Origin of the sequence: Aromatoleum toluolicum (assembly GCF_012911005.2) — a bacterium.
GTDB lineage: Bacteria > Pseudomonadota > Gammaproteobacteria > Burkholderiales > Rhodocyclaceae > Aromatoleum > Aromatoleum toluolicum.
Map to the genome: position 1 here is coordinate 1 of NZ_WTVS01000169.1, position 1,896 is coordinate 1,896.

The window sequence follows — 1,896 nt, forward strand, 5'->3', positions numbered from 1 at the left end:
GTAAGCGGTAACTGACGAGCGTCCTTGACTACTTCGAGATTTCGAAGAGATCGGATCGCAGGGGGTTGGCCGCGAAGTGCTGCTTCCACAGACGGGGGGTGAGTTGCGCGACGTCGGCAGCGGGGTGTTGGCCGACACGCTGCAGCACATCGACCAGATAGTCGTACGGATCGATGTCGTGCAGCCGACAGGTGGCGATCAGGCTCTGCGCGATACCGACGTATTTGGCGCCGACCTCGGTCCAGCAAAAGAGCCAGTTGCGACGACCCATCGGCACCACGCGTAGCGCCCGCTCGAGATGGTTTGTGTCGATCGCCACTTCAGGATCGCGCAGGTACACCTCGAGGGCGGCCCGGCGCTCCCGCACATAAGCCATGGCGGTGGTGAGCGGCGAGCTGGGCAACAGGCCGTGGGTGTCGAACTGGGCATCGACCCAGGCGAAGAACTCGTGGACCACGGGCTGTGCATGCTCGATCCGGTACGCCCGGCACGCCTCGCCGACGAGCGTGGCCTCGCGGATGCGTTTTTCGACCGCATAGAGCTTGCCGATCATCTCCAGCGCCCGGCCCGCGCGCTCGGGCTCGACCGACTGGGCGTCGAAGAACTTCCTCCTCGAGTGCGCCCAGCATTGCGCGTGCGTGAGCCCGCACTTCTCGGCATAGCGTTCGTAGGCGCCATAGCCATCGGTGAGCAGCACCGCCCCCTCGGGCGGCGGGTCGGTGCCCAGGATCTGCTCGATGTGCTGCGCCTTGCGGCTCTCGCGATAGACGAAACAGATCTCGTCACGTTCGCCATAGACCGGCCAGAAGTAGCCGCCCTTCATCTTGCCGGGGCCGGCCCGGCCGGCCTTGATCGGGGTCTCGTCCATCGCCTTGATGCGGCTCGCGCGGATCGAGTCGAGTTGGGCCGTAAAGATCGGTTCGAGCAGCGCGAGCGCCCCGTGGGTGAGCTGCGTGAGCCACGGGCGCGACACCCTGATGCCATTGTCGCCGAGCCGCTGGTGCTGGCGGTAGAGCGGCTGGTGGTAGCAGAACTTGTCCGTGATGAGCCCGGCGACGAAGCTCACATCGGCGCGGCTGCCGCGAATCACCCCCCCGGGTGCCGCCGGGCAGGAAATCGCCTGGGTGTCGAGGCGCTTGATCACCGGGCGCACGTACTTGAGGATCACGTAGCTGCCCGGGCGCTGCGCCAGGCGGTGACTGACCTTTTCGCCGATCACCTCGAACTGGTCGGGGGCGAGCCCCTCGGCCTCGGGGTTGGGCACCTCGATGGTCTCGACCGGCACGCGGGCCTCGTCGAAGAACAGCGCCGATGCGTCGCCCTTGGCGCAGTCGCTGGTGCGGGCCCGGCGGGTGTGGGCGGCAATGTCCTGACCGGGGGGCGGCGGCGAGGATTCGGGCACCGGCAACTCGCCCAGGCTCATCTGATGCGGGTTGGCGTCCACGAGGCGCTTCTCGCTCTTCGCCCCGAAGAGCTGGCGCCGGAACCAGTCGAGCTGGTGGCGCATCGCCTCGCATTCGCCTTTGATGACCTCGAACTGGCGCTGCTGCGCCAGATGCGCGCCCGCCAGTTCGACGACCTGATCGGCCGTCCACCGGGCGGCTTCTTCACGGGTCGGCAGCTGCGTCAAAGGCGTCGGAGGCATGGCGTCATTTTACCAAAAAAGCCAGCATTCATGCGGGTTTGCGGTGACTTGCGGGCAGCGCGAAGCGCTTTTTGAAGCGTGCCGGCTCGATGCCTTCGAGCAGCAGCTTCAGCCCCGTCCAGTCCATCTCGCGGCTCGTCGTCCGCGACCAGTCCGACACGAAGCGACCCGACTCGAGCCGCTTGGCCCAGATGCAAAACCCGCTGCGGTCCCAGTACAACACCTTCATCTGGGTCGCGCGCCGGTTGATG

The 1,896-nt window shown here is 66.6% G+C and carries 2 protein-coding genes; both read right to left on the reverse strand.

The features are described 5' to 3' along the window. Positions 1-28: 28 nt before the first annotated feature. Positions 29-1,645 (reverse strand): IS66-like element ISAzo19 family transposase, encoded by a 1,617-nt coding sequence (locus GPA27_RS28180; protein ID WP_169143715.1) that lies wholly within the window; start codon positions 1,643-1,645, stop codon positions 29-31. 28 nt (positions 1,646-1,673) lie between these two features. Further along, positions 1,674-1,896, reverse strand: a 223-nt coding sequence (gene tnpB, locus GPA27_RS28185) for an IS66 family insertion sequence element accessory protein TnpB (RefSeq protein ID WP_169143716.1), incomplete at its 5' end; no start/stop codon positions are given.